The sequence below is a fragment of the Paeniglutamicibacter sp. ORCA_105 genome (genome assembly GCF_045798545.1).
Taxonomy (GTDB): domain Bacteria; phylum Actinomycetota; class Actinomycetes; order Actinomycetales; family Micrococcaceae; genus Paeniglutamicibacter; species Paeniglutamicibacter sulfureus.
The window spans coordinates 1-22,813 of sequence record NZ_JBIXLM010000056.1 but is presented as its reverse complement, the minus strand read 5'-3'; the positions used below and the strand labels follow the sequence as shown (position 1 = coordinate 22,813).

Below are 22,813 nucleotides of genomic sequence, written 5' to 3'. Positions count from 1 at the left end.
TAAAATAAATAAATTGGTATCAACAAACTTGGCACACTATTGAGTTCTCAAACAACAGACACTTCCAACACCCACGACCCGGACTAACGTTTCCTGCCGGCGCTTCGCTCTGGAGCAACTCGAATAATTTATTACATGTTCTTCGCTGTGTCAAACCGGCTTATCGTCGATCTAATTTTGCTAAAAACACATCTTTCCTTCAACGAATAAACGTTGTTAGAAGAATTCTTTTATCATTCGCGGCTGGTAGCTTTTCGCTTACCTTGGCCGCGGCGACTTAGAAAACAATACACACGTTTCCGTGTCCCGGCAAATCGATGGATCCTGCACACCATGACCCCGGATTCCCCCGAAACATCCGGGATTAGGCGCAAATCTGTGCCCAAAAGGCAAAAAAACCGGGGCGAGGTCGTCGCCGTGATTCACAGCACTCCCCCGCCCCGGTTCAAATTGCGTTGTCAGCAACCCGGAAATTCATTTGCCTATTTATGCGACCTCAACAACCGCCAGGTTCTTTTTCCCTCGGCGTACCAAAAGGTAGCGACCGTGCAACAGGTCCTCTCGGCTAACGACTGCTTCGTGGTCCGAGTACTTCACGTTGTTCACGTAGGCGCCGCCTTCACTGATCGTGCGTCGGGCGGCCGACTTCGATTCGGAAAGACCGGAAGCCATCAAGACCGAGATAATATCCAGATCCTTCCCGGTAACAGTGGTGCTTTTTAGCTCCTGCGTTGCGGCCCTGAGCGTTGCTTCGTCCATATCGCCCAATTCGCCCTGGCCAAAAAGGGCGGCCGAAGCTGCGATGACCTTTTCCGTGGCATCCACACCGTGGACCAACGATGTCACGAGGTAGGCCAGTTCCTTCTGGGCCTTGCGGGCGAAGGGACGCTCGGCAACTTCTTGTTCGAGGGCCTCGATCTCTGCACGGGAAAGGAAGGTGAAGACCTTCAAGCGCGAAATGGCATCGGCATCCGCGGTGTTCAGCCAGAACTGGTAGAAGGTGTACGGGCTGCACATCTCTGCATCCAGCCAAATGGCGTTGCCCTCGGACTTGCCGAACTTGGTGCCGTCGGAGTTGGTGATCAACGGGGTTCCGTAGGCATAGGCGCTCTTGCCTTCGGCCTTGCGGATCAGGTCGGTGCCGCTGGTGAGGTTGCCCCACTGGTCGGAGCCGCCGGTCTGCAGCGTGCAACCGTAAAGCTGGTGCAGCTTCAGGTAGTCGTAGCCCTGCAACACCTGGTAGCTGAACTCTGTGTAGCTGATGCCCTCGTCCGAGTTCAGGCGGGCGGCAACGGTTTCCTTCTTGATCATGGTGCCCACGCGGAAGTACTTGCCGACCTCGCGCAGGAAATCGATGGCGCTCAGGTTGGCGGTCCAGTCCAGGTTATTGACCATGCGGGCCGCATTATCGCCCTCAAAGGAGAGGAAGCGGGAAACCTGCGACTCGAGCTTGCCCACCCATTCGGCAACCGTTTCCTTGGTGTTCAGCACACGCTCGGCCGTCTGGCGCGGATCACCGATCAGGCCGGTGGAGCCGCCAACCAAACCCAGGGGCTTGTGGCCGGCCAACTGCAGGCGGCGCATGTTCAACAGCTGTACCAGGTTGCCCAGGTGCAGGGACGGGGCGGTGGGATCGAAACCGCAGTAATACGTAATGCTCTCTCCGGAGAGGGCCTTTTCCAGCTCGGTTTCCTCAGTGGACACGTGGACCAGGCCACGCCACTTCAGTTCCTGCCAGACGTTTTCAAAGGACGGATCATTACGTTGTCCCGACAGTGCGGGATTCTGCTCAATTTCAGACACCCTACTAAATTAGCAGTCTCCGCCCTGAATTACGCTTCCGAGTCAATGCCCGCCGGAATCGAGCCCTCGGCCAGGATTCGCAGGCGCTGCGTGGTGCGGGTCATCGCAACATACAGGTCACCGACGCTACCCTCGACTTCGTCGATCAATTCCTGCGGTTCCAGGACAAGCACCACATCGAATTCCAGGCCCTTGGCCTCGCGTGCACCCAGCACCACGATGTCCTGGCTCAAGCCACCGGACCCGCTTCCCACACGGCGGCCGAATTGCTCGACCACGGCGGCGCGAACCTTGGCCAGACGCGGCTCGGGCACGATGACGGCCAACAGGCCGCCATCGGCGATCGAGACTTCCCCGGGAAGGACCTCACGGAGCTTGGGCAGCAACTGCCCCGGTTCCAACCGGTCCACCAGCGGCGGCCACTGGCCCTCGCGCACGGCCTTCGGGGTGGAGATCTTCAGTCCCGCGGCGTGGGCAACCCTGGTCGCGGCGGCGGCGATCTGCATGGGGGTGCGGTAGTTGACCGTTAGCTCCTCCAGGGTGAAGCGCTCGGCCACGAACGGCTTCATGGCCTGCGCCCAGCTGTTGGCGCCCGAGGCCGAGGAGGTCTGGGCGATGTCGCCGACCACCGTGAAGGACTTCAGCGGGCAGCGGCGCATCAGCAGTCGCCACTGCATCGGGGAAAGCTCCTGGGCCTCGTCGACCACCACGTGCCCGTAGGCCCAGTTGCGGTCGGCCACGGCACGCTCGGCTGCCGTCTGGCGTGCCTCGGTCTCCTGGTTCATGTCTGCCAGGTCCTGGGCCTCGACCAGCCCGTCGATGCCGGCGTTGAAGAGCATCTCGTTGACGTTGCGCAGGGTCGCCTCGGCGTTTTCCAGGTCCCGCTTGAGCTGCGCCTCGACACCGGCGTCCTTGTTGCCCACGGCCTTGAAGTCGCCCAGCAGTTCGGCTGCCTCGTCCAGCAGCGGCACATCGGACTCGGTCCACGGCGCCCCGGGCTTCCGGTGCAGCGCCTTGAGCTCGCGGGCGTTCAGCTGCGGAGCGGCCGCGGCGAGCAGGTCTTCCTTGGCGAAGAGTTCCTCCAGCAGGGACTGCGGCGTCAACGGCATCCAGCAGAGGTTCAGCGCGATGCGCACATCGCGGGATTCGCGCACCTCCTGGACCAGGTAGCTGCGATCCACGGCGTTGCCGTTGCCCGAGGAGTCCTCGAGGACCTGCTGCAGCTGTTCGGCCAGCTCGCGCACCAGGGTCTTGGTGAACACCTCGCGGGCCTCGTTGTGCGGCTTGCGCGAGGCGCGCGCCTTTTCGCGGGCGTGGCGCACCTGCCCGCGGGTCAGCACCAGCCGGGTCCCCTCGACCACGACGCGGCGGTCCTCGGCCAGCAGCCGCTGGCGGTTGGACACGGCCTTGGCCACGACCTTGGCCATGAAGGCCTTGCCCTTGATGCGCGCGGCTTCCCTGCTGTGCTCGGGCACGGCACGAAGGCCCGGATACAGCTCGCCGACCGAGGACATGACCACGCCGGTCTCGCCCAGGGAGGGCAGGACGCGCTCGATGTAGCGCATGAAGGAGGAAGACGGGCCGACCAGCAGCACGCCGGCGCTCTTGAGCCGTTCGCGGTGTTCGTAGAGCAGGAAGGCGGCGCGGTGCAGCGCCACGGCGGTCTTGCCGGTGCCCGGCCCGCCCTGGACCACCAGCACCCCGGCCAGCGGGGAGCGGATGATCCGGTCCTGCTCGGCCTGGATGGTGCCCACGATGTCGCCCATGCGCCCGGTGCGCTTCTGCGTCAGGGCGGCCATCAGCGCGCCCTCGCCCTGCAGGTTGTCGTTTTCGCCGAAGAGTTCGGTGTCCAGGACCTCGTCGTCGATGCCCAGCACGGTGCGCCCGCGCAGCATCAGGTGCCGACGGCGGCGCACGCCCTGCCGGTGCAGTGCGGTGGCCTGGTAGAAGGCGGCGGCCTCCGGGGCGCGCCAGTCGACCATCAGGCGCGTCAGGTCCTCGTCGGTCATGCCGATGCGGCCGATGTAGCGCGGGGCGCCGGGTTCCTCGCCGGAACGGTTCATGTCGTCGTCAAGGTCCAGCCGGCCGAACACCAGGCGGTCCTCAACGGCATTCAGCTGCGCCAGGCGGTCTTCGTACAGGGCGGCAAAGGAGTCGCGTTCGGACACGTTCTGGATGGACCCCTGCGCTCCGCCGCGGCGGGTGCGGGTGAGCTGCTCGAGCTTTTCGGCGCGCAGCTCATCCAAGCGGGTATAGAGCATCGAAACGTAGTTGCGTTCGGCGTCGAGCTCCGGTTGAACGGTCGTGGACTCTGACATTCAGCACTCCCTGATGGAACAAATCGTGGACAGACCAGTTTACGCTGTGCGGCACCGGGCATTTGACCGGACGCCTTGAGGCGACCGATCCGGATACGGCAGGCGGGTGTTGCTAGACGAGCTGGAGCGAATGGACGTGCAGGCCGGACAGCTTATCGCGCCCGCCCAGGCCCTGCAGCTCAAGGACCACGCCGACCCCGATGACCTGCGCGCCTACCATCTCCAGCAATCGGGCGGCGGAGCCGACCGTGCCGCCGGTGGCCAGCACGTCATCGAGAATCAGCACCCGGGTGCCGGGCGCGACATCGTCGCGGTGCAGTTCCAGGGTCCCGGTCCCGTATTCCAGGGTGTATTCGTCGCGGTGCACCGGACGGGGCAGCTTTCCGGCCTTGCGCACCGTGACCATGCCGGTTCCCGTGGCGTAGGCGGCGGCTGCGGCCAGCACGAATCCGCGGGCCTCGAGCCCGGCAATGACGTCGAATTGGCCGGCAAAGGGGGCGACGATCTCATCGACCATGCGGCGCAGTCCCGCCGCGTCGGCAAAGGCCGGGGTCAGGTCCTTGAAGGAAATCCCTGCGCTGGGGTAATCGGGAACGATTTCGCACAGTCGGTCAAGGAGGTCGCTTATGGTTTCAGGCTCTGGATTCACCCGACAAGTCTAGTCCCTTCCGCCGCGCACCTTGCGCGGCGCCGCCTTCCGGTACGGCGAGACGCTGGGCTCGCCCGGGAGCCAGAACCGGTACGGGTATTCTTCCCCGCCGCCGTCCCCCGCCACCCCGGTGCGCGGACCTGCCAGGTAGCCGGCCGGGGCGATGGCCAGGTTCCCCAACGCCAGGTCGGGTCCCGGCGGCACGGCGGTGCCGTCCCGGAAGCGCGTCAGGTTGTGTTCCAGTGTCAGCCCCAGCCCCTGGGCCAACCGGGCAGGCCCGCTGAGCAGCTGCGCCTCGGGTCCCTTCGGGTTTCCCCTTCTGGCCAACACCGTGTCCCGGCCCGAAACGACTTCCCCGGCGCGCATCAGCACGGCCGAGGCTGTTCCCTCCTGCCCGCACACCACATTGGCGCAGAAGTGCATCCCGTAGGTGAAGTACACATACGCGGTGCCCGGTGGGCCGAAGAGCCCGGCATTGCGGGCGGTCTTGCCCCGATAGGCATGGGATCCGGGATCCTGGTGCCCGTCATAGGCCTCGACCTCGGTCAGTCGCACCACGACCAGCCGCCCGCCGATGAAGGTGGAGACATGGGCGCCGAGCAGGTGCGGTGCCAGTTGCAACGACGGCAGACCCAGCAACCCCACGCGGTTCGGGCTGTTCACGACGTCCCCTCCTTCCGGATGTCCCGGTTGGCTAGTTGTTGGCTTTCAGCTTGACGGCCCAGGGGCGGAGCTCGGGCAGGTCGGTGCCGTCGGCTGCGGCAGTGGCCTGGACCGGTCCCAGCGGCTGGCGGCCGGCCAGCCAGGCGGCCAGGTCGAAGGCGGTGCCGCTGAGCACCGTGGTCGCCTCGCCCTGTCCCAGGGTGATGCGCTGGGCGCCATGGGGCTGGAGGATGTAGCGGCGGGATTCAGGCACCCGCCCCTCGAGCGCCTGGAAGAGGTGTGCGCAGAATTCCGGTTCCCAGTCGGCGACGGAGTTGCCCAGGGCCAGGTCCGCGGTGTGGATGACCAGCTCGCGCCAGATGGCATGGAAGAGGTCTTCCACGCTGCCTCCCCCACGGAACCCTGTTGCCAGGGCCCACTCCGCCGGGCTGATGCCGCGGATGCTGGATTCCAGGGCGTCAAGGGCCTCGCCGGTCCGCGCGGCCAAGGCCTGGGCACGCATCAGCGCCGCCATCTCGATGGAGTCGTCGCGGGCCTCCATTCCACCGTCGTACATGGGGAAGGGTTCCTCGGCACCGGCGGTGTCCAGCTGGCGCGCTGCGGCACGGCTGAACCCGTCGAGGTGGGCCAACACGTGTGCTCGGCTCCACCCGGGAAGGGCGCTTGGCTCGGCGGCGGCCGCGTCGTCGACGGTGGCCATGTTCTCGCGAAGGGTCGACAAGGCGGAGAGGATCCGGGTCGTCAGGTCCTGTTGTGTGAGCTCACTCATACTGACCACCTTATCCGCCCCGGATGCCGGAAATCACGCAGGCGGGGCCCGCCGGATGGTGGGCCCCGCCTGAGAGGGAACTGCGGGATTGCTAGCCGGCGTAGGTGCGCACCGGAACCAGCGCGTCCTTCAATGCGGCCAGCTGCGCCGCGACGGCCGAGGGTGCGGTTCCGCCCTGTGCCGAACGGGAGTTCAACGAACCCTCGGTGGAGAGCACGGTGCGGACCTCAGGGGTCAGGTGCCCGGAAATCCCGGCGTACTCCTGGTCGCTCAGGTCCCATAGCTCGACGCCCTTGGACTCGGCCAGCTTCACCGCTGCGCCGGAGAGCTCGTGGGCCTCGCGGAAGGGCACGCCCTGGCGGACCAGCCACTCGGCGATGTCGGTGGCCAGGGCGAAGCCCAGCGGCGCGAGTTCGGACATGCGCTCGGTGTTGAACTTCAGCGTGGCGATCATGCCGGAGACCGCGGGGAGCAGCAGTTCGAGGGTGTCGGTCGCGTCGAAGACCGGCTCCTTGTCTTCCTGCAGGTCGCGGTTGTAGGCCAGCGGCAGCGCCTTGAGCGTGGCCAGCAGGCCGGTCAGGTTGCCGATCAACCGGCCGGCCTTGCCGCGGGCCAGTTCGGCCACATCCGGGTTTTTCTTCTGCGGCATGATCGAGGAGCCGGTGGAGAAGGCGTCGTCGAGGGTGACGAAGGAGAATTCCTTGGTGGCCCAGAGGATGACTTCCTCCGAGATGCGCGAGAGGTCCACCCCGATCATGGCAGCGACCCAGGCGTATTCGGCGAACACGTCGCGGGCGGCGGTGCCGTCGATCGAGTTCCATGCCGCGGAGTCGAAGCCGAGTTCGGTTGCCACGGCGTTGGGGTCCAGGCCCAGGGAAGAGCCAGCCAGGGCGCCGGAGCCGTAGGGGGAAACCGCGGCGCGCTTGTCCCAGTCCGCCAGGCGCTGGACGTCGCGCAGCATCGCCCAAGCGTGGGCAAGCAAGTGGTGGGACAGCAGGATGGGCTGCGCGTGCTGCAGGTGGGTGCGCCCGGGCATGGCGGCATTCGGGTGCGCCTCGGCCTGCTCGATGAGTGCGTCGATGGTGGCCAGCACGCCGCGGGCAACGATTCGTGCGTGGTCGCGCAGGAACATGCGACCCAGGGTCGCGATCTGGTCGTTGCGCGAGCGGCCGGCGCGCAACTTGCCGCCCAGCGCGGTTCCGGCGCGCTCGATGAGTCCGCGCTCGAGGGAGCCATGGACGTCCTCGTCGGAGTCGGAGGCAACATAGGCGCCGGAGACAACGTCGGCTTCCAGCTCATCCAGTGCGGCAATCATGCCGGCGAGTTCGGCTTCGTCCAAGAGTCCGGCAGTGTGCAGCACGCGGGCGTGGGCGCGGGATCCGGCAATGTCGTAGCGGGCCAGCCGCCAGTCAAAGTGCGTGGACTTGCTCAGCGCCGCCAGGGCGTCCGCCGGGCCTCCGGCAAATCGTCCGCCCCAGAGTGCACCTTCGTTTGTTGCCGATCCCATGTTCATCCTTCCGTGCGCCCGTCCCGGGCGCCGGTTCGAGAGGTGTCCAAATCCAGTGTCCATCCTAGTGCAGGGCGGTTCCCCGGCTCCGGACGCAACACCCGATGTCTAATACTTATTCACTAGTCTACATAATTATTCATACGTCATGTCACCACCACTCCCCCGGCGGCAGCCCGGTACGATTTGGGGTATGACCGATTCGAACACCCCCGACGCGCTTTCCGACGAAGAGCTCGCGTTCCTGCACTCCATTTTCGACCTGGCCCGCGAGGGAAACACCGGCAAGCTGATGGCCATCCTCGACCAGGGAATCCCGGCGGACCTGACCGACGCCAAGGGCGACACCCTGATGATCCTGGCTGCCTACAACGGCCACGACGAGACCGTCTCCGGCCTGCTCGAGCGCGGCGCCGACGTCAACCGACTCAACGACAAGGGCCAGGGCGCCTTGACCTGCGCCGTGTTCCGCAAGAACGAGCCACTGACCCGCATGCTGCTGGCCAACGGCGCGGACCCCCGCCTAGGTGCCCAAAACGCCTTGGCCGTCGCCCAGATGTTCGACCTGCCCGAGTTCAAGGCAGTCATCGAGGAATACCTCTAGGACCGGTCCCGCGGATGCTGCTGTTCCAGCGTCGGGCACCGCGCTGAGACGGACTTGGATTCCGTCCGTGCGGTTCCCGCCGGCGTCACACAAATCCCCCAAGCCCCTGTTTTTGGCCTCCTGATCGGCTTTGCGCTAGTCACGCCTGAGAATCCGCTGTATGCCCCTCCACAAGATCGGGACTGGCGCGTATCGTGGTGCTATCAGGTGTTCTGGATCACTGACAGGAGCAAAGAAATGCATATCGACATCGTGCGTGGAGACATCACCGAACAAAAGGTCGATGCGATCGTCAATGCTGCAAATCCATCCCTGCTCGGTGGCGGTGGTGTCGACGATGCTATCCACGAGGCCGCGGGCCCTGCCTTGCTGGCCGAATGCCGGAAGCTCAGGGCCACGACCCACCCCGACGGCCTCGCCTCCGGCCTCGCCTTGGCCACCGGAGCCGGCGACCTACCCGCCCGCTGGGTCATCCACTCCCCCGGGCCAAACCGGCACGTCGGGCAGACCAACCCCAAGACGCTTTCGCAGTGCTTCACCAATTCCCTGTACGTTGCCTCGCGCCTCGGCGCCACCAGCGTGGCGTTTCCGGCCATTGGTGCCGGTGCATACGGCTGGGACCCGGAGGACGTTGCCTCGATCGCGGCCCACGCCATCCACGAGTGGTTTGAGACGTACCTGCATTCGACATCGATCCACCGCGTCGTGCTGGTTGCCTACAACGACGAGGTTGAATCCGCATTCCGCAAAGCCTTCAATACGCCGCGCACCGATAGCGAACTCGTCCACGGTCCGTAGCGTACGGCGCCCACGCCGCGCGTGATCCTGCTTTCGGGGCACCCTGCCCATTTTGCGCGGGGTGCCCCGAAATTTGCGTGGGGTCCCAAAGAGCCAACCATTCGGGGCCGATACCGTGGCAGGCGAGCGGCAAGTGCGGCCTCATCTCAAGTCTGACGCCCTGGCCGACTGCCCGCCCACGCCGGCCTGCAATCCGCCGATGTAGTCGGTCGCCGGGCCCCATCCGTCCGGGACCAATTCGAAGACTATCTCCCTGCCGTCGCGGCGCCGTCTGACGAGGCCGGCGCCCAGAAGGATCCCGAGGTGCCTGGCCGCGGCCTGCCTGCTGATGCCCAGCGGTTCGCTGAGTCGCGACGCACTGCTCGCCTTGTCGCCTAGTAGCACGAGCATCTGTCGCCGCGTTGGGTCGGAGAGCGCTGCAAAAATCAATTGGGTGGAAGCCGGTTCCGGCTGCCCGGTCATTTTCCGTCCAAATAACGCTGCGCCGCCAGCATCTCCGCTTTCCAGCCCTGGGTGTTGGCGCTGATGGCATGAGCATGCTCATCGGCACCGAAGGCAGCGAACCCGCTCTCCATGACGCGCAACCTCACGGCTCCGGAATGTGTGGTTTCGATCCAGAATTCAACGAGGGTGTTGGGGACGGGATCGTCCCAGGCATGACCCCCCAGGGAACGGAACGCGGCATAGCTGGGAGCTTCGAGGGTGACTGTCTCGAATTCGAATTTTCCATAGATCGCATCGTAAACGGTTGAAAATGCACCGTCGGTTTCGATCCGATGCGTCGTGATGGCACCGCCGTTGATGAACCAACCCGGTTCACTGATCAGTTCCCAGACGGATGCGCCCGTGGCATTGATGTCGATGGATGCCTCGATGGCATCCTGACGTTTGACGTCCATGTGTTTCCCCCTCAAAACGCAAAGCCCCTGCGCAACAAAATGGTTGCACAAGGGCCGAGGTTCCACAAGGGTTACCGGCCGGTAGTCGCAAGGCCCTCCGGCCTTCCCCCAACCGCCTGCGGGAAGGACCTCCCCGCTGCCGGGACCGGTGATCATGCCGGTTGTCCCGACGATGACACCGATGAGGATCGCGAGCAAGATAAGCGTCACCAGGACTGCACCGAGCATCGCCGCCTTCTTGGAAGGGCCCATTCCTGCCTCCTAGGACTCCTGCGCCCGTGCGACTGGTCGACTTGGCTACTGCGGGTCGGCCAGCGCCAGGAAGCGCGCTGCAACCTCGGCCCCACCGTTGACGTCGCGGGTCACCAGCATGACGGTGTCGTCCCCGGCGATGCACCCCAGGATCTGCGGCATCGTGGAATGGTCGATGGACAGGGCCAGGAAATTTGCCGCACCTGGCGGGGTGCGCAAAACCACGATGTTGCCCGAGGCCTCGGCGGTAATCAGCAACTCAGCGCACTGCTTGGCCAGCTTGGCGTCGTGCACCTCCGGACTGACCCCAACCTGGGGGCTGCGGTCACCGCCCTCCTGGCGTACCGCATAGACCAGTCCCCCGTCGGCCCCGCGCACACGCACCGCGCCGAGCTCCACCAGGTCGCGCGACAACGTTGCCTGGGTGACGGCCATGCCTTCCTCTGCCAGCAGGACCACCAGCTCGGCCTGCGAACGCACGGTGCGGGTGGACAGGATGGCACCCACCCGCGCCTGGCGCGCGATCTTTGTTGTGGGCTGGAACGAGGCGGGGGTGCTCATCGGTTCGAGTTCACTCCCGGCACCTCGGCCAGGTTGGACTTGGCCATCAACCAGCCCATGATGGCCTTCTGGGCGTGGACGCGGTTTTCGGCCTCGTCGAAGACCACCGACTGGGGTCCGTCAATGACGTCGGCCGCGATTTCGTAGCCGCGGTAGGCCGGCAGGCAGTGCAGGACGATGGCGTCCTTGTCAGCGTGCGCCATGGCGGCCGAATCCACGGCGTAGTCGCGGAAGAGTTCCATACGCTGCGACTTCTCGTCTTCCTGGCCCATGGAAACCCAGGTGTCGGTGGCCACCACGTCGGCGCCCGCCAGTGCGGCAGCGGCATCGGTTGTGACAGTCACCGAGCCGCCGGTTTCGGCCGCGCGCTTCTCGGCGGCCGCAATGATGTCGGCACTCGGCAGGTAGCCCTCCGGCCCGGAGATGCGCACGTGCATCCCGGCGGTGACGCCGGCCAGCAGGTAGGAGTTGGCCATGTTGTTGGCCGAGTCGCCCAAGTAGGCCATGGACAGGCCAGCAAGCGTGCCCTTGTGCTCGCGCACGGTCAGCAGGTCCGCCAGCAGCTGGCAGGGGTGGTAGTCGTCCGAGAGGGCGTTGATGACCGGGACGTTGGAGTTCTCGGCCATTTCCTCCAGGCCGGACTGGGCGTAGGTGCGCCACACGATGGTGGAGACCATGCGCTCAAGGACCTTGGCGGAATCGGATATGGACTCCTTGTGGCCCAACTGGGATTCGCCGGAGTTGATGATCAGCGGGGAACCGCCGAGCTCGGCAATGCCGGCGGCGAAGGACACTCGGGTGCGGGTGGAGGTCTTGTCGAAGAAGACGACAACTGTCTGCGGGCCGGCATACGGCTTGTATCCGTACTTGTCCTTCTTCATGGCCAGGGCCAGGTCAAGGACCTCGGTCTGTTCGGCCTGTGTGAGGTCAAGGTCGGTCAGGAAGTGGCGAACTGGGTTGGTCATGGTGCTGTGGTCCTATTCCTGGGTGCCGGCAACGGCCGCGGCGTATATCGCGGGCAACGCTGCTACGAAGGTGTCGAGTTGTTCGGTGGTGATGATCAGGGGCGGTGCCAGGCGCAGCGTGTTGGGGCCCGGGGCGTTGATGATGAACCCCGCCGCCAATGCGGCGGTGACAACCGCCGGGGCCACGGCGGCCGCCAGGTCGAAACCGATGAGCAGCCCCTGGCCGCGGACGGCCGTGACGAAGTCGAGCGCGGCGAGCTTGGTCCGGATCTCCTGGCCCACGCTTCGCACCTGCGCCAGCAGGTCCTGGGATTCTATGACATGCAGGGTGGCCAGGGCCGCGGCGGTGGCCACGGGGTTGCCGCCGAACGTCGTTCCGTGCTGGCCCGGGGTGAGCAGCCCGGTGGCATCGGTGCCGAAGACGACCATCGCTCCAATCGGGAATCCGCCGCCCAGGCCCTTGGCCAGTGTCATGGCGTCGGGGATGACCCCGGCGGAGGCGAACCAGTCGCCGGTGCGGCCGATGCCCGTCTGGACCTCGTCAAAGACCAGCAGCGCGCCGGCGGCCTCGGTGATCTCCCGGGCCTCACGTAGGTATCCGGGGCCGAATTCGATGACCCCTGCCTCCCCCTGGATGGGTTCGATGAAGACCGCGGCGGTGGTTTCATCCACCGCTGCGCGCAGCGCCTCGATGTCCCCGGCCGGGATCCATTCGACCCCGCCCGGAAGGGGCTCGAACGGCTCGCGGTAGGCCTGCTTCCAGGTCAGCGCGAGCGCGCCCATGGTGCGGCCGTGGAAGGCGTGCTCCAGGGCAATGATCTTGGTGCGCGGTGCTTCGGGTGTGCCCGCGTTGCGGCGGGCCAGCTTGAAGGCAGCTTCGTTGGCCTCGGTGCCGGAGTTGGTGAAGAACACCTTGGAACCCTCCGGTGCCGCGCTGAGCTCCAGCAGCTTTTCCGCCAGCGCGATCTGCGTGGGGCTGGTGAAGAAGTTGGAGATGTGTCCCAGGGTGGCCAACTGCGAGGAAATCACCGAGGTGAGCAGCGGGTGGGCGTGGCCCAGGGCGTTGACGGCGATCCCGGAGAGCAGGTCCAGGTATTCCTTGCCGTCGGCGTCCCACACGTGGCAGCCTGCCCCGCGCACCAGAACCTGTTGCGGGGTGCCGAAGACACCCAGCAGCGAGTGGTTGTAGCGGGCGAGCAATTCGCTGCCCTGCAGGGCGCCCAGGGCGCCCGTTTCCTGTTCAATGATCTCGTTCATGCCTTGTCCTTGGGAATGACTTGGGTTCCGACGCCTGCGGAGGTGAAAACCTCCAGCAGCATGGAGTGTGGTTGGCGGCCGTCGACGATGTGGGCCTGGCCCACGCCCTCGTCCACGGCCTTGAGGCAGGCGGCCATCTTGGGGATCATCCCCGATTCGAGCTTGGGCATCAGGGAGCGCAGCTGCTCGACGTCCAGCGAGGAGATCAGCGAGGACCTGTCCGGCCAGGCCGCGTACAGCCCCTCCACGTCGGTGAGGATCACCAGCTTGGAGGCACCCAGGGCGCTCGCCAGTGCCGCCGCGGCGGTGTCGGCGTTGACGTTGAGCACCTGTCCGGTGGGGTTGTCCTTCTCGTCGACCTCCGGGGCCACGGTGGAGACCACCGGGATCTTGCCGGCGGCCAGCAGGTCAAGGATCTGGTCGGGCTTGACCCCCGTCACCTCTCCCACCAGTCCCAGGTCCACGTGCTGCCCGTCAACATAGGTCCCGGTGCGCACTGCCCGCAGCAGGGCGCCGTCCTCGCCGGAAAGTCCCACCGCGTAGGGTCCGTGGGAGTTGATCAGGCCGATCAGTTCGCGCTGCACCTGCCCGGTGAGCACCATGCGGACCACGTCCATGGCCTCGGGGGTGGTGACGCGCAGACCGCCCTTGAATTCGGACTCGATGCCCAGGCGGCTGAGCATGGAGTTGATCTGCGGGCCTCCCCCGTGCACGACCACGGGGTTGATGCCCACGTGGCGCAGGAACACGATGTCTTCGGCAAAGGCGCGCCGCAGGTCCTCGTTGATCATGGCGTTGCCGCCGTACTTGATGACCATGGTGGTTCCGGCGAAGCGCTGGATCCAGGGCAGGGCCTCGATCAGGGCCTCGGCCTTGCGCTGTGCCACGTCCATGGGCGTTGGCGTGGGTTTGTTCTCAGACATGCTCGGGTGCTTCCTCACTGAAACGATTGAGCCGGGGCGCTTGCGTCGCCTAGCTGCTGTAGGCCGAATTCTCGTGGACGTAGTCGTGGGTCAGGTCGTTGGTCCACAGGCTGGCTTCCTGCATGCCGGCGTTGAGGTCGATTTCCACCAGGACGTTGCGCCCGGACAGGTCCACGAGGTTGCGGTCATCGCCCACCCCGCCCTTGCGGCAGACCTGGACGCCGTTGATCGACACGTTCAGCTCGTCCGGCTCGAAGGCCGCCTTGGTCGTTCCCACCGCGGAGAGCACGCGTCCCCAGTTGGGGTCCTGGCCGAAGATCGCGGTCTTGAAGAGGTTGGACCGGGCCACGGTGCGCGAAACCTCGACGGCGTCGTCCTCGGTGGCGGCATTGAAGGTGCGGATGGTGATTTCGTGGGCGGCGCCCTCGGCATCGGAGATCAGGGCCTTGGCCAGCTCGACGCAGACCTCGGTGAGTCCGGCGGTGAATTCCGCGGTGTCCGGGACGGTTTCGCTGGCGCCGGAGGACATCAGGATCACGGTGTCGTTGGTCGACATGCAGCCGTCGGAATCCGCCCGGTCGAAGCTGACGCGGGTGGCCTCGCGCAGTGCGGCATCCAGCTGCGCCGGTTCCAGCACCGCATCGGTGGTGATGACCACCAGCATCGTGGCCAGCCCCGGGGCGAGCATGCCCGCGCCCTTGGCCATGGCGCCGATGGAGTATCCGGATCCGGCGAACCCCGCCTGCTTGCTGACCGTGTCGGTGGTCATGATGGCGGTGGCTGCAGCAGCTCCCCCGTCGAATTCGTTGCCGGTGCCCAGTGCCGCGGCGGCCGCGTCCACGCCGGGCAGGATCTTGTCCATGGGCAGTTGCTCGCCGATCAGCCCGGTGGAGCAGACCAGCACGTCACCGCTGGAAACGCCGAGTACCGTGGCCACGTGCTCGGCGGTGGCGTGGGTGTTGGCGAAGCCCTCGGGGCCGGTGCAGGCGTTGGCGCCGCCGGAGTTCAGCACCACGGCGTCGGCCCGGCCATCGGTGATGACCTGGCGCGACCAGTGCACCGGGGCCGCCGCCACGCGGTTGGAGGTGAACACCGCCGCCGCGTCAAAGCGCGGGCCGTTGTTGCGCACCAGGGCAAGGTCCGGGTTTCCCGAGGCCTTGAGTCCGGCGGTGATGCCCGAGGCGCTGAATCCGCCGGGGAAGGTGATTCCCATTGCTGCGTTGCTCACGGTGCTACTCCTTCAAGTGCCAGGCCGGCGGTTTCCTTCAGGCCCAGGGCGATGTTCATGGATTGGACGGCACCGCCGGCGGTGCCCTTGGTGAGGTTGTCGATGACCGCGGAGACGATCACGCGGTTGGCGTGCGGGTCGAATGCCAGCTGGATCTGCGCATGGTTCGAGCCCATGACCGAGGAGGTGGCGGGCCACTGGCCCTCGGGCAGCACGTGCACGAACGGTTCGTCCTTGTAGGCAGCCGTCCACGCGGCGCGCAGCATGTCCGCGTCCACGCCGGGCTTGACCTTGGCGGTGGCGGTGGTGAGGATGCCGCGGGGCATCGGCGCCAGGGTCGGGGTAAAGGAGACAGTCACCGGGACGCCGGCGGCCTTGGAGAGCCCTTGTTCCATTTCCGGGGTGTGGCGATGGGAGCCGCCCACGCCGTAGGGGTTCATGGAGCCCATGACCTCGGAGCCAATGAGGTTCACCTTGGCGCTCTTACCCGCTCCCGAGGTTCCGGAGGCGGAAACCACGACCACGTCCTCGGGTTCCAGCAGGTCGGCGGCGAAGCCGGGCACGAGGGCCAGCTGGACCGAGGTCGGGTAGCAGCCGGGCACCGCAATGCGCTTGGCGCCGACGAGCAGGTCCCGGGCACCGGGCAACTCCGGCAGGCCGTAGGGCCAGGTTCCGGCATGGGATGAGCCGTAGAACTTTTCCCAGGCCTCCGGGGATTCCAGGCGGTGGTCGGCCCCGGCGTCGATGACGAGGGTGTCGGCGGGTAGCTGGGCAGCGATCTCGGCGCTGGCACCGTGTGGCAGGGCCAGGAAGACGACGTCATGTCCGCGCAGCTGCTCGACCGTGGTTTCCACCAGGACCCTGTCGGCCAGCGAATGCAGGTGCGGGGCGAGCTCGCCCAGTCGCTGCCCGGCATTCGAGTGGGCGGTGATCGCACCGATGGTCACGTCGGGGTGGTTGGACAGCAGGCGCAGGACCTCGCCGCCGGCATACCCACTGGCTCCGGATACAGCTACTGAAATCGTCATGACCCAACCCTACTACGCATTTATGCATGATAGCTAATAAATATTCATTTTGTCTGGTCCCGCAACGCAACATCGGGACCCTGGTCACGGGCCACTGGGGGCCCGAACGCTATGGTGGAAACAAAGCCAAGCGCCGACCCAAGGAGTCCAGCACGTGAGTTCCCATGCAATTATCGCCCGTCAGGCCGGAGGACCCGAAGTATTCGACTATGTTGCGTCGCCGATGCCCTCCCCCGGGCCCGGACAGCTGCTGGTCAAGGTCGCCGCTGTTGGCGTGAACTTCATTGAGACGTACCAGCGCTCGGGCGTCTACAACGTCAAGTATCCCTTCACCCCGGGCAGCGAGTGCGCCGGCACCGTTGAGGCCGTTGGCGCCGGCGTCACCGATTTCGCCGTCGGGGACCGGGTGGCCACCACCGAGGGGTCGCGCACCTATGCCACCCACACCCTGCTGGATGCCGAGAAGGCCCTGCCCGTCCCGGAGAATGTGTCGCTGGAAACCGCCGGCGCGCTGCCGCTGCAGGGCATCACGGCCCACTACCTGATCAATTCCAACTACAAGGTGCAGCAAGGCGACACCGTGCTTACCTATGCCGGCGCCGGTGGCGTCGGCCTGCTGTTGATCCAGCTGCTGAAGCTGCGCGGGGCCACCGTCATCACCACCACCTCGACTGGGGAAAAGGCGGAACTGGCGCGCGCCGCCGGCGCGGACCATGTCCTTTCCTACGACGAAGTGCCGGTGCGCGTCCGAGAAATCACCGGCGGCAAGGGCGTCGATGTCGTGTACGACGGCATCGGCAAGGACACCTTCGAAGGGTCCCTCGAAGCCCTCAAGATCCGCGGCACCCTGGTGCTCTTTGGCGGGGCCTCGGGCCAGGTGCCGCCCTTTGACTTGCAGCGCCTCAACGCCCACGGTTCATTGACCGTGACCCGCCCCAAGGTCGCCGACTTCCTGCTCGATGCCGAGGAGCGACGCTGGCGTTCCGGCGAGCTCTTTGAATTGGTCTCGGTCGGCAAGCTCGACGTCCGCATCGGGGCACGCTTCCCGCTGGCCGAGGCGGGGAACGCCCACACCGCCCTTGAATCCCGTGCGACCACCGGTAAAACCATCCTCATCCCGTAGCCACGATCCAATCATTCCCGAACCACCACGGGCCGCCACTCCGGAGCACAGACTCCCACGTGGCGGCCCGCGCCGTGCTTACCCGGATTCAGGGACCGCCCGCAGATGCCCGAGTGTGTTCAGGAACCGGTTTCGTCCTCTGGCGGTCGTGGCCGGACCGCGATGCCTTCTCCTGGCCGGAGTCGTTAGCGGAGTGCGCGCAGGTATCTCCGGCGTACGATTTGCTGCGCGATGAGAATCAACGGGTACAGCGCTCGCCACGGTTGCCGCGATGCCGCCCGGGTGAGGGATCGTATGGTGAGTCGCACGTCATCCCCGTGACGGCTCACGACAAATGCTTCCTCGCCGCTAAGCGGGTGCCCCGGCAGCGTGCGATACGCAAACCCGACCCGGTCCGGGCTTTCCACGACTGCGACAACTTCCACGGGTTCAATGACGGTGGCACCGAACAGGTGCACTGTGACGTCCACTCGGTCACCCTGTCTCACCGGGGCAGTTGAGCTCACCGTAAACCCGCTCGCTGTCTTCACCTTCCAGCGCAGCACGTCCGCGATGACGCGTTCCCACACCAGATCCCCGGTGCCGATGAACGACGAGAATTCCGAGCGACGATACTTACCGTCGCCCGGCGGCCAATGGGCAAGATCCGGACTGGTCACACGCCACTCTCCTCACAAGCCAAACAGATGCCGGGCAAATCGGGCATGGTCCATACCTACTACAGTTCCATATCCAAAAGAAGCTGCCCGCAATGGGCAATCCCAGCAGCAAATCAGGCGATTCCCCAACGTGTCGCATACCGATTGCCACCTCTTCAGACCGCGACTTTGCGTTCAACAAAAAATCCTGGCGATTAATCTTGCGTTAATCTCTTGACCACAAGGACATTCGTGAAGCACGCTACAAGGCATGAGTGCAGATCAACGCAACTCCCCCGGCGGAACAAACCCCGGCTCGCAGTCCGCGCTACGCGAACTCAACGAGGAACGTGTCCTGGCGATGTTGCGCAGCCACGGAACCCTCACCCAGGCAGCGCTGGCCCGTGCGACAGGACTTTCCACCGCCACCATCTCGAACATCGTCAAGAGCCTGGTGGCCGCCAGTCGCGTTGAGGCCACCCCCACCACTAGTTCGGGACGGCGTGCGATGGGCGTCAGCGTGATTGATGCGGCCGACATTGCGGTCGGCATCGATTTTGGCCGCAGCCACGTCCGGGTGGTGCTCGCCCGCTCCGGCTTCCGCCTCCTGGGCGAGGAACACACCGCCCTGCCGGTGGGACATCGTGCGGAGGAAAGCATCACCGTCGCCGCCGACATGCTCAAGAAACTCCGCGCGGATCACGGCATCGAGCACAACCAACTGCTCGGGGCGGGAATCGGCATCCCCGGGCCCATTGACCACAGAAGCATGACCGTCATCCGCGGCGCGATCCTCCCGGAATGGGTGGGGATCGACATTGAATCCCAACTGCAGGCAGCGCTTGATTTGCCCGTGTTCATTGACAATGATTCGAATTTGGGCGCCTTGGCGCAGATCACGTGGGGCGAGCACCAAATCTGCTCCAACCTCTGTTTCCTCAAGATCGGCAGCGGCATCGGGTCCGGGCTCATCCTCAATGGTTCCCTGCACTACGGCAGCATCGGGGTCACGGGAGAAATCGGCCACTCAACGATTTTTGACCAGGGACTCATCTGCCGCTGCGGCAACCGCGGATGCCTCGAGACCGTGGCCTCGACCGGGATCGTCATCGAGCTCTTGAGTCGCGCCGAGGGCATTCCCATCACAATCGAGGACATCATCGAGCGGGCCCATGCGGGAGATTCCGCGACGCTGCGGATCATCGGAGACGTGGGGGCGGCCGTGGGCCATGCGCTGGCTAACGTCGCCAACCTGCTTAGTCCCGAAGTCATCGTCATCGGCGGTCCCTTGGCACCCCTGGGTGAGATCCTTTTGGAACCCATCCGCCGGGGGCTGTTGCGCCACGCCATCCCCGTGATTGGCGAGAACACCGCAGTCTGCATGGCGTCGTTGGGTGATCGCGCGGAGGCACTGGGTGCCGCCGCACTGGTCCTGCGCCGGGACCAGGCCTCTCCATCCGGAGTGCCTTCGCTGCCAACGTTTCAGGAAAGTTTGCGTTAAGTAGTTGACGACAAAGTGTGATGCGGGTAACCATTAGGTGATCGCGAACACACCACTCGACAATTTCTCACATTTTCAAACAACTCCTTGGAGGCAGTTATGCGCCGTCGTCTTACGCTTATCGCAGCGGCAGCAACATTGGGACTCACGCTCGCCGGCTGCGGCGGTGGCGGCGAAGCACCTGCCGACTCGGCCGCACCCGCCAGCGAGGCCACCGGCGGCGTCGGCGTGTTCACCTGGTGGGCGGACGGTTCCGAGAAGGTCGGCCTCGATGCGCTCGTCACGGTCTTCGGCGAGGACTACCCGAACCTGACTTTCGACAATCTGGCGGTCGCCGGCGGTGCCGGCTCACAGGCCAAGAGCGTTCTGGCCGCGCAGCTGAAGGCCGGCACCCCGCCGGATTCCTTCCAAGCCCACGCCGGCGCCGAGCTTCAGGACTACATCGATGCCGAACAGCTCGAGGACCTCACCGGCTTCTATGCCGAGAACAAGCTTGCCGACCAATTCCCCCAGGACCTGGTGGACCGGCTTACCGTCGATGGAAAGATCTACTCGGTTCCTTCCAACATCCACCGTTCAAACGTCGTTTGGGCCAATGTCGAGGTATTGGAGGATGCAGGACTGGATCCCGCCAAGCCCGCCGAGGATCTGGACGCCTGGATTGCCGACCTGGAAAAGGTCAAGGAAAGCGGCAAGACCCCGCTGGCGGTCGCCGGATCCTGGACCCAGGTCCAGCTCTTTGAGAACGTCCTGCTCTCGAGCCTCGGCGTCGATGGCTACAACGGCCTCTGGGACGGCACGACCGATTGGAAGGGCGCGGAGGTCACCAAGGCCATTGAGTCCTACAAGGAAGTCCTGAGCTACACCAACACCGACCGCGATTCCCTCAGCGACTGGGCACCTGCCACGCAGCTGGTCCAGGACGGAGCCGCGGCCTACAACCTCATGGGTGACTGGGCGGAAGCCAAGTTCGCCCAGGACGGCGATGTCGCAGGCACCGACTACGCCTACTTCCCGATGCCGGGAACCCAGGGTGTCTTCAACTTCCTGGCAGACTCCTTTACGCTGCCGGTGGGCGCCCCCAACCCGGCCGGAGCCAAGGCCTGGCTGACCACCATTGGCTCGGCCGAGGGCCAGACCGCCTTCAACAAAGCCAAGGGCTCGATCCCGGCCAACACCACGGCCGCGACCGATGACTTCTCCGAATACCAGAAGAGCGCGATCAAGGACTTCTCGCAGGACAAGATCGTTTCGTCGCTGGCACACGGTGCAGCGGTGCCGGTGGCCTGGCTCAACGAGCTGAGCACGGCCGTGAGCAAGTTCGGCGGCGACACCGATGTGGCAACGTTGCAGGATTCCGCTGCCGCCACCGCAGAGAAGTTCGCGCAGTAAGCACACTCCACCAAGCATTTGGGGGCGGTCAGAGCCAACACGGTTGGCGATACCGCCCCCAAGTCTTTGGGACGCCACTTTCTGAGAGGAAACCATGTTTACGCGTGTAAGGCACTGGGGACCGGGACTCTTGCTCCTGGCACCCACCATCATCCTGATTGGCGTCTTCGTCTACTGGCTCATCATTGAGAACTTCCGTGTCAGTCTCACCAACCAGCACACCGCCAGGCCCAGCGACGACTATGTCGGATTCTCGAACTACACCAACCTGCTGGCCGACCCGAATTTCCAGCACTCGCTGTGGAACCTGCTGATCCTCACCATCGTCTTCCTCGCCGGAACGCTGATCTTCGGATTCCTCTGGGCCTGGATGCTTGACAAGCCGGCCAAGGGCGAAGGATTCTTCCGAGCCGTCTATCTCTTCCCCATGTCGGTCTCGTTCATTGCCTCGGGTGTGGTGTGGCGCTGGCTGCTCTCCAGCCTCCAGACCGACCAGCCCGGCGGCGAACGCACCACGGGCCTTAACCGGCTGCTCGATTCGGTGGGCCTGGGTTTCCTGCAGAACGACTGGTGGTCCAACCCCACCTGGGGCATTGCCGCCATCGCCGTTCCGGCCATCTGGCAACTCTCTGGCTACGTCATGGCCCTCTTCCTGGCGGGCTTCCGCGGCATCCCCGAAGAACTGCGCGAGGCCGCACGCATTGACGGCTGCAGTGAATGGAAGCTCTACCGGCACGTGATCTTCCCGCAGCTGAACCCCGTGATGCTGTCGGCAGTCATCATCATCGGGCACATGTCGCTCAAGCTCTTCGACCTGATCCGCGCCATCGTCCCCGACGCCAACACCTATGCCGTGCAGGTCCCGGCCACCATGATGTGGGTCAAGTACATCGGCAGCGACTACGCCGATGCCGCGGCGATCGGCATGATCCTGCTGGTGCTCGTGGCCCTTGTGGTTGTCCCATATCTCATGTACACCTCGCGAGCGGAGAAGCGCTGATGGCCACCTCGATCCTGGACCGACCCGCCGTACCCGCCCCGCCGGCCGCGGCCGGATCCCCGCATCCCGGGCGCCGCCGGATCAATCGCACCCTGAAGTACGCTTTGCTGCTGCTCTTCGTGATCGTCGTCCTGATCCCCGCGTACGTCCTGTTCATCACGAGCTTCAAGGGCACCGCCGACGCCGACCCGTCCCGCGCCTGGTTCCTGCCCACTACCTGGGAAACCGGCGGCTGGTCCAAGGCCTGGACCACCCTGGCCCCTGCCCTGGGACGAACCTTCGCACTGGTGATTCCGGCGGCAGTCATTTCGGCCACGCTGGGCTCCATCAACGGCTATGTGCTCTCCAAGTGGCGCTTCCCCGGTGCCAACGTGGTCTTCACGCTGATCCTCTTCGGCATGTTCATCCCCTACCAGGCCGTCATGATCCCGCTGACCCAGCTGATGAGCGACCTCGGGGTGCCGCAGGGCGTCCCCTCGCTGATGCTGCTGCACATCGTCTACGGCCTGCCGATCTGCACGCTGATCTTCCGCAACTACTACGAATCGGTTCCCGGCGAACTCATCGAGGCTGCCCGCATGGACGGCGCCGGAATCATCCGTACCTATGCCTCGGTGATCCTCCCGATTTCCGCCCCAGGTTTCGTGGTGGTGCTGATCTGGCAGTTCACCTCCGCCTGGAACGACTACCTGTTCGCGGCGTTCTTCTCCTCCGGGCGCAACGGGCCGGTCACCATCGCCCTGAGCTTCCTGGCCGGCGGCCAGCTCACCGACTACGCGGCGTCCATGGCCGGTGCGTTGATTGCCTCGGTGCCGACGCTGGTCGTCTACATCCTGCTGGGCAAGTACTTTGTCGGCGGGCTGATGAGCGGCTCGGTCAAGGGCTGAGGAAAGGATCTATCAAAGTCGCGGGGGGGGGGGGGGGGGGGGGGGGGG

General features: G+C 65.3%; 22 protein-coding genes. 7 read left to right on the top strand and 15 right to left on the bottom strand.

The annotated features are described in order from the left end of the window. Positions 1 to 486 precede the first annotated feature (486 nt). The 6 genes from tyrS to argH all read right to left on the bottom strand — a co-directional run bounded on the left by tyrS (position 487) and on the right by argH (position 7,709). Positions 487 to 1,803 carry a tyrosine--tRNA ligase gene (gene tyrS / locus ACIPUB_RS18795; protein WP_407608774.1) on the bottom strand — a complete coding sequence of 439 codons (1,317 nt, stop codon included), beginning with the start codon at positions 1,801 to 1,803 and terminating at the stop codon, positions 487 to 489. A gap of 29 nt (positions 1,804 to 1,832) precedes the next feature. After that, positions 1,833 to 4,121, bottom strand: coding sequence for a HelD family protein (locus ACIPUB_RS18790; protein ID WP_407608773.1), 2,289 nt, complete (start codon positions 4,119 to 4,121; stop codon positions 1,833 to 1,835). 112 nt (positions 4,122 to 4,233) lie between these two features. Continuing rightward, on the bottom strand, positions 4,234 to 4,770 hold the full coding sequence (locus ACIPUB_RS18785; protein WP_407608772.1) for an adenine phosphoribosyltransferase: 537 nt from the start codon (positions 4,768 to 4,770) through the stop codon (positions 4,234 to 4,236). Between the two features lie 9 nt (positions 4,771 to 4,779). Further along, positions 4,780 to 5,433 (bottom strand): DNA-3-methyladenine glycosylase, encoded by a 654-nt coding sequence (locus ACIPUB_RS18780; RefSeq protein ID WP_407608771.1) that lies wholly within the window; start codon positions 5,431 to 5,433, stop codon positions 4,780 to 4,782. Positions 5,434 to 5,464: 31 nt separating this feature from the next. Beyond that, on the bottom strand, positions 5,465 to 6,202 hold the full coding sequence (locus ACIPUB_RS18775) for a maleylpyruvate isomerase family mycothiol-dependent enzyme (protein ID WP_407608770.1): 738 nt from the start codon (positions 6,200 to 6,202) through the stop codon (positions 5,465 to 5,467). A gap of 91 nt (positions 6,203 to 6,293) precedes the next feature. Then, positions 6,294 to 7,709, bottom strand: a complete 1,416-nt coding sequence (gene argH / locus ACIPUB_RS18770) for an argininosuccinate lyase (RefSeq protein WP_407608769.1) — start codon at positions 7,707 to 7,709, stop codon at positions 6,294 to 6,296. Between the two features lie 193 nt (positions 7,710 to 7,902). Between argH and ACIPUB_RS18765 the strand changes: the two genes are divergently transcribed. Continuing rightward, positions 7,903 to 8,313: an ankyrin repeat domain-containing protein gene (locus ACIPUB_RS18765; RefSeq protein ID WP_407608768.1), complete on the top strand. Its 411-nt coding sequence runs from the start codon at positions 7,903 to 7,905 to the stop codon at positions 8,311 to 8,313. A 237-nt stretch (positions 8,314 to 8,550) separates the two neighbouring features. Further along, the gene (locus ACIPUB_RS18760; RefSeq protein ID WP_407608767.1) at positions 8,551 to 9,111 is read left to right on the top strand and encodes an O-acetyl-ADP-ribose deacetylase; all 561 of its coding nucleotides are present in this window, start codon (positions 8,551 to 8,553) and stop codon (positions 9,109 to 9,111) included. A gap of 141 nt (positions 9,112 to 9,252) precedes the next feature. Here ACIPUB_RS18760 and ACIPUB_RS18755 read toward each other — a convergent pair whose 3' ends face one another. Genes ACIPUB_RS18755 through argC form a run of 8 tightly spaced genes read right to left on the bottom strand, consistent with a single transcriptional unit; the run spans position 9,253 to position 16,224 of the window. Then, on the bottom strand, positions 9,253 to 9,573 hold the full coding sequence (locus ACIPUB_RS18755) for an ArsR/SmtB family transcription factor (RefSeq protein WP_407608766.1): 321 nt from the start codon (positions 9,571 to 9,573) through the stop codon (positions 9,253 to 9,255). After that, complete coding sequence (locus ACIPUB_RS18750; protein ID WP_407608765.1) at positions 9,570 to 10,262, bottom strand: hypothetical protein; 693 nt, start codon at positions 10,260 to 10,262, stop codon at positions 9,570 to 9,572. The genes ACIPUB_RS18755 and ACIPUB_RS18750 overlap by 4 nt, the downstream gene beginning before the upstream one ends. Before the next feature lie 45 nt (positions 10,263 to 10,307). Continuing rightward, the gene (locus ACIPUB_RS18745) at positions 10,308 to 10,823 is read right to left on the bottom strand and encodes an arginine repressor (RefSeq protein ID WP_264270256.1); all 516 of its coding nucleotides are present in this window, start codon (positions 10,821 to 10,823) and stop codon (positions 10,308 to 10,310) included. Continuing rightward, positions 10,820 to 11,788: an ornithine carbamoyltransferase gene (argF, locus tag ACIPUB_RS18740; RefSeq protein WP_407608764.1), complete on the bottom strand. Its 969-nt coding sequence runs from the start codon at positions 11,786 to 11,788 to the stop codon at positions 10,820 to 10,822. The genes ACIPUB_RS18745 and argF overlap by 4 nt, the downstream gene beginning before the upstream one ends. Before the next feature lie 12 nt (positions 11,789 to 11,800). Next, positions 11,801 to 13,045, bottom strand: a complete 1,245-nt coding sequence (locus tag ACIPUB_RS18735; protein WP_407608763.1) for an acetylornithine transaminase — start codon at positions 13,043 to 13,045, stop codon at positions 11,801 to 11,803. Next, positions 13,042 to 13,968, bottom strand: coding sequence for an acetylglutamate kinase (argB, locus tag ACIPUB_RS18730; RefSeq protein ID WP_407608762.1), 927 nt, complete (start codon positions 13,966 to 13,968; stop codon positions 13,042 to 13,044). Before argB ends, ACIPUB_RS18735 begins: the two co-directional genes overlap by 4 nt. Before the next feature lie 49 nt (positions 13,969 to 14,017). After that, a complete protein-coding gene (gene argJ / locus ACIPUB_RS18725; protein WP_407608775.1) occupies positions 14,018 to 15,181 on the bottom strand; it encodes a bifunctional glutamate N-acetyltransferase/amino-acid acetyltransferase ArgJ in 1,164 nt (387 codons plus the stop codon). A gap of 11 nt (positions 15,182 to 15,192) precedes the next feature. Further along, positions 15,193 to 16,224, bottom strand: a complete 1,032-nt coding sequence (gene argC / locus ACIPUB_RS18720) for an N-acetyl-gamma-glutamyl-phosphate reductase (RefSeq protein ID WP_407608761.1) — start codon at positions 16,222 to 16,224, stop codon at positions 15,193 to 15,195. 154 nt (positions 16,225 to 16,378) lie between these two features. On the opposite strand from argC, the gene ACIPUB_RS18715 reads away from it, so the two are divergent. Beyond that, positions 16,379 to 17,347 (top strand): quinone oxidoreductase family protein, encoded by a 969-nt coding sequence (locus ACIPUB_RS18715; protein ID WP_407608760.1) that lies wholly within the window; start codon positions 16,379 to 16,381, stop codon positions 17,345 to 17,347. Positions 17,348 to 17,532: 185 nt separating this feature from the next. Here ACIPUB_RS18715 and ACIPUB_RS18710 read toward each other — a convergent pair whose 3' ends face one another. Continuing rightward, positions 17,533 to 18,006, bottom strand: coding sequence for a DUF1990 family protein (locus ACIPUB_RS18710; RefSeq protein WP_407608759.1), 474 nt, complete (start codon positions 18,004 to 18,006; stop codon positions 17,533 to 17,535). A 250-nt stretch (positions 18,007 to 18,256) separates the two neighbouring features. Here ACIPUB_RS18710 and ACIPUB_RS18705 point away from each other — a divergent pair, with 250 nt between their 5' ends. From ACIPUB_RS18705 to ACIPUB_RS18690, 4 genes are all read left to right on the top strand, one after another. Then, positions 18,257 to 19,486: an ROK family protein gene (locus tag ACIPUB_RS18705; protein WP_407608758.1), complete on the top strand. Its 1,230-nt coding sequence runs from the start codon at positions 18,257 to 18,259 to the stop codon at positions 19,484 to 19,486. Between the two features lie 99 nt (positions 19,487 to 19,585). After that, positions 19,586 to 20,878 (top strand): ABC transporter substrate-binding protein, encoded by a 1,293-nt coding sequence (locus ACIPUB_RS18700; protein ID WP_407608757.1) that lies wholly within the window; start codon positions 19,586 to 19,588, stop codon positions 20,876 to 20,878. A 94-nt stretch (positions 20,879 to 20,972) separates the two neighbouring features. Next, positions 20,973 to 21,878, top strand: coding sequence for a carbohydrate ABC transporter permease (locus tag ACIPUB_RS18695; protein ID WP_407608756.1), 906 nt, complete (start codon positions 20,973 to 20,975; stop codon positions 21,876 to 21,878). Beyond that, the gene (locus ACIPUB_RS18690; protein ID WP_407608755.1) at positions 21,878 to 22,765 is read left to right on the top strand and encodes a carbohydrate ABC transporter permease; all 888 of its coding nucleotides are present in this window, start codon (positions 21,878 to 21,880) and stop codon (positions 22,763 to 22,765) included. Before ACIPUB_RS18695 ends, ACIPUB_RS18690 begins: the two co-directional genes overlap by 1 nt. The last annotated feature ends 48 nt before the right edge of the window (positions 22,766 to 22,813 follow it).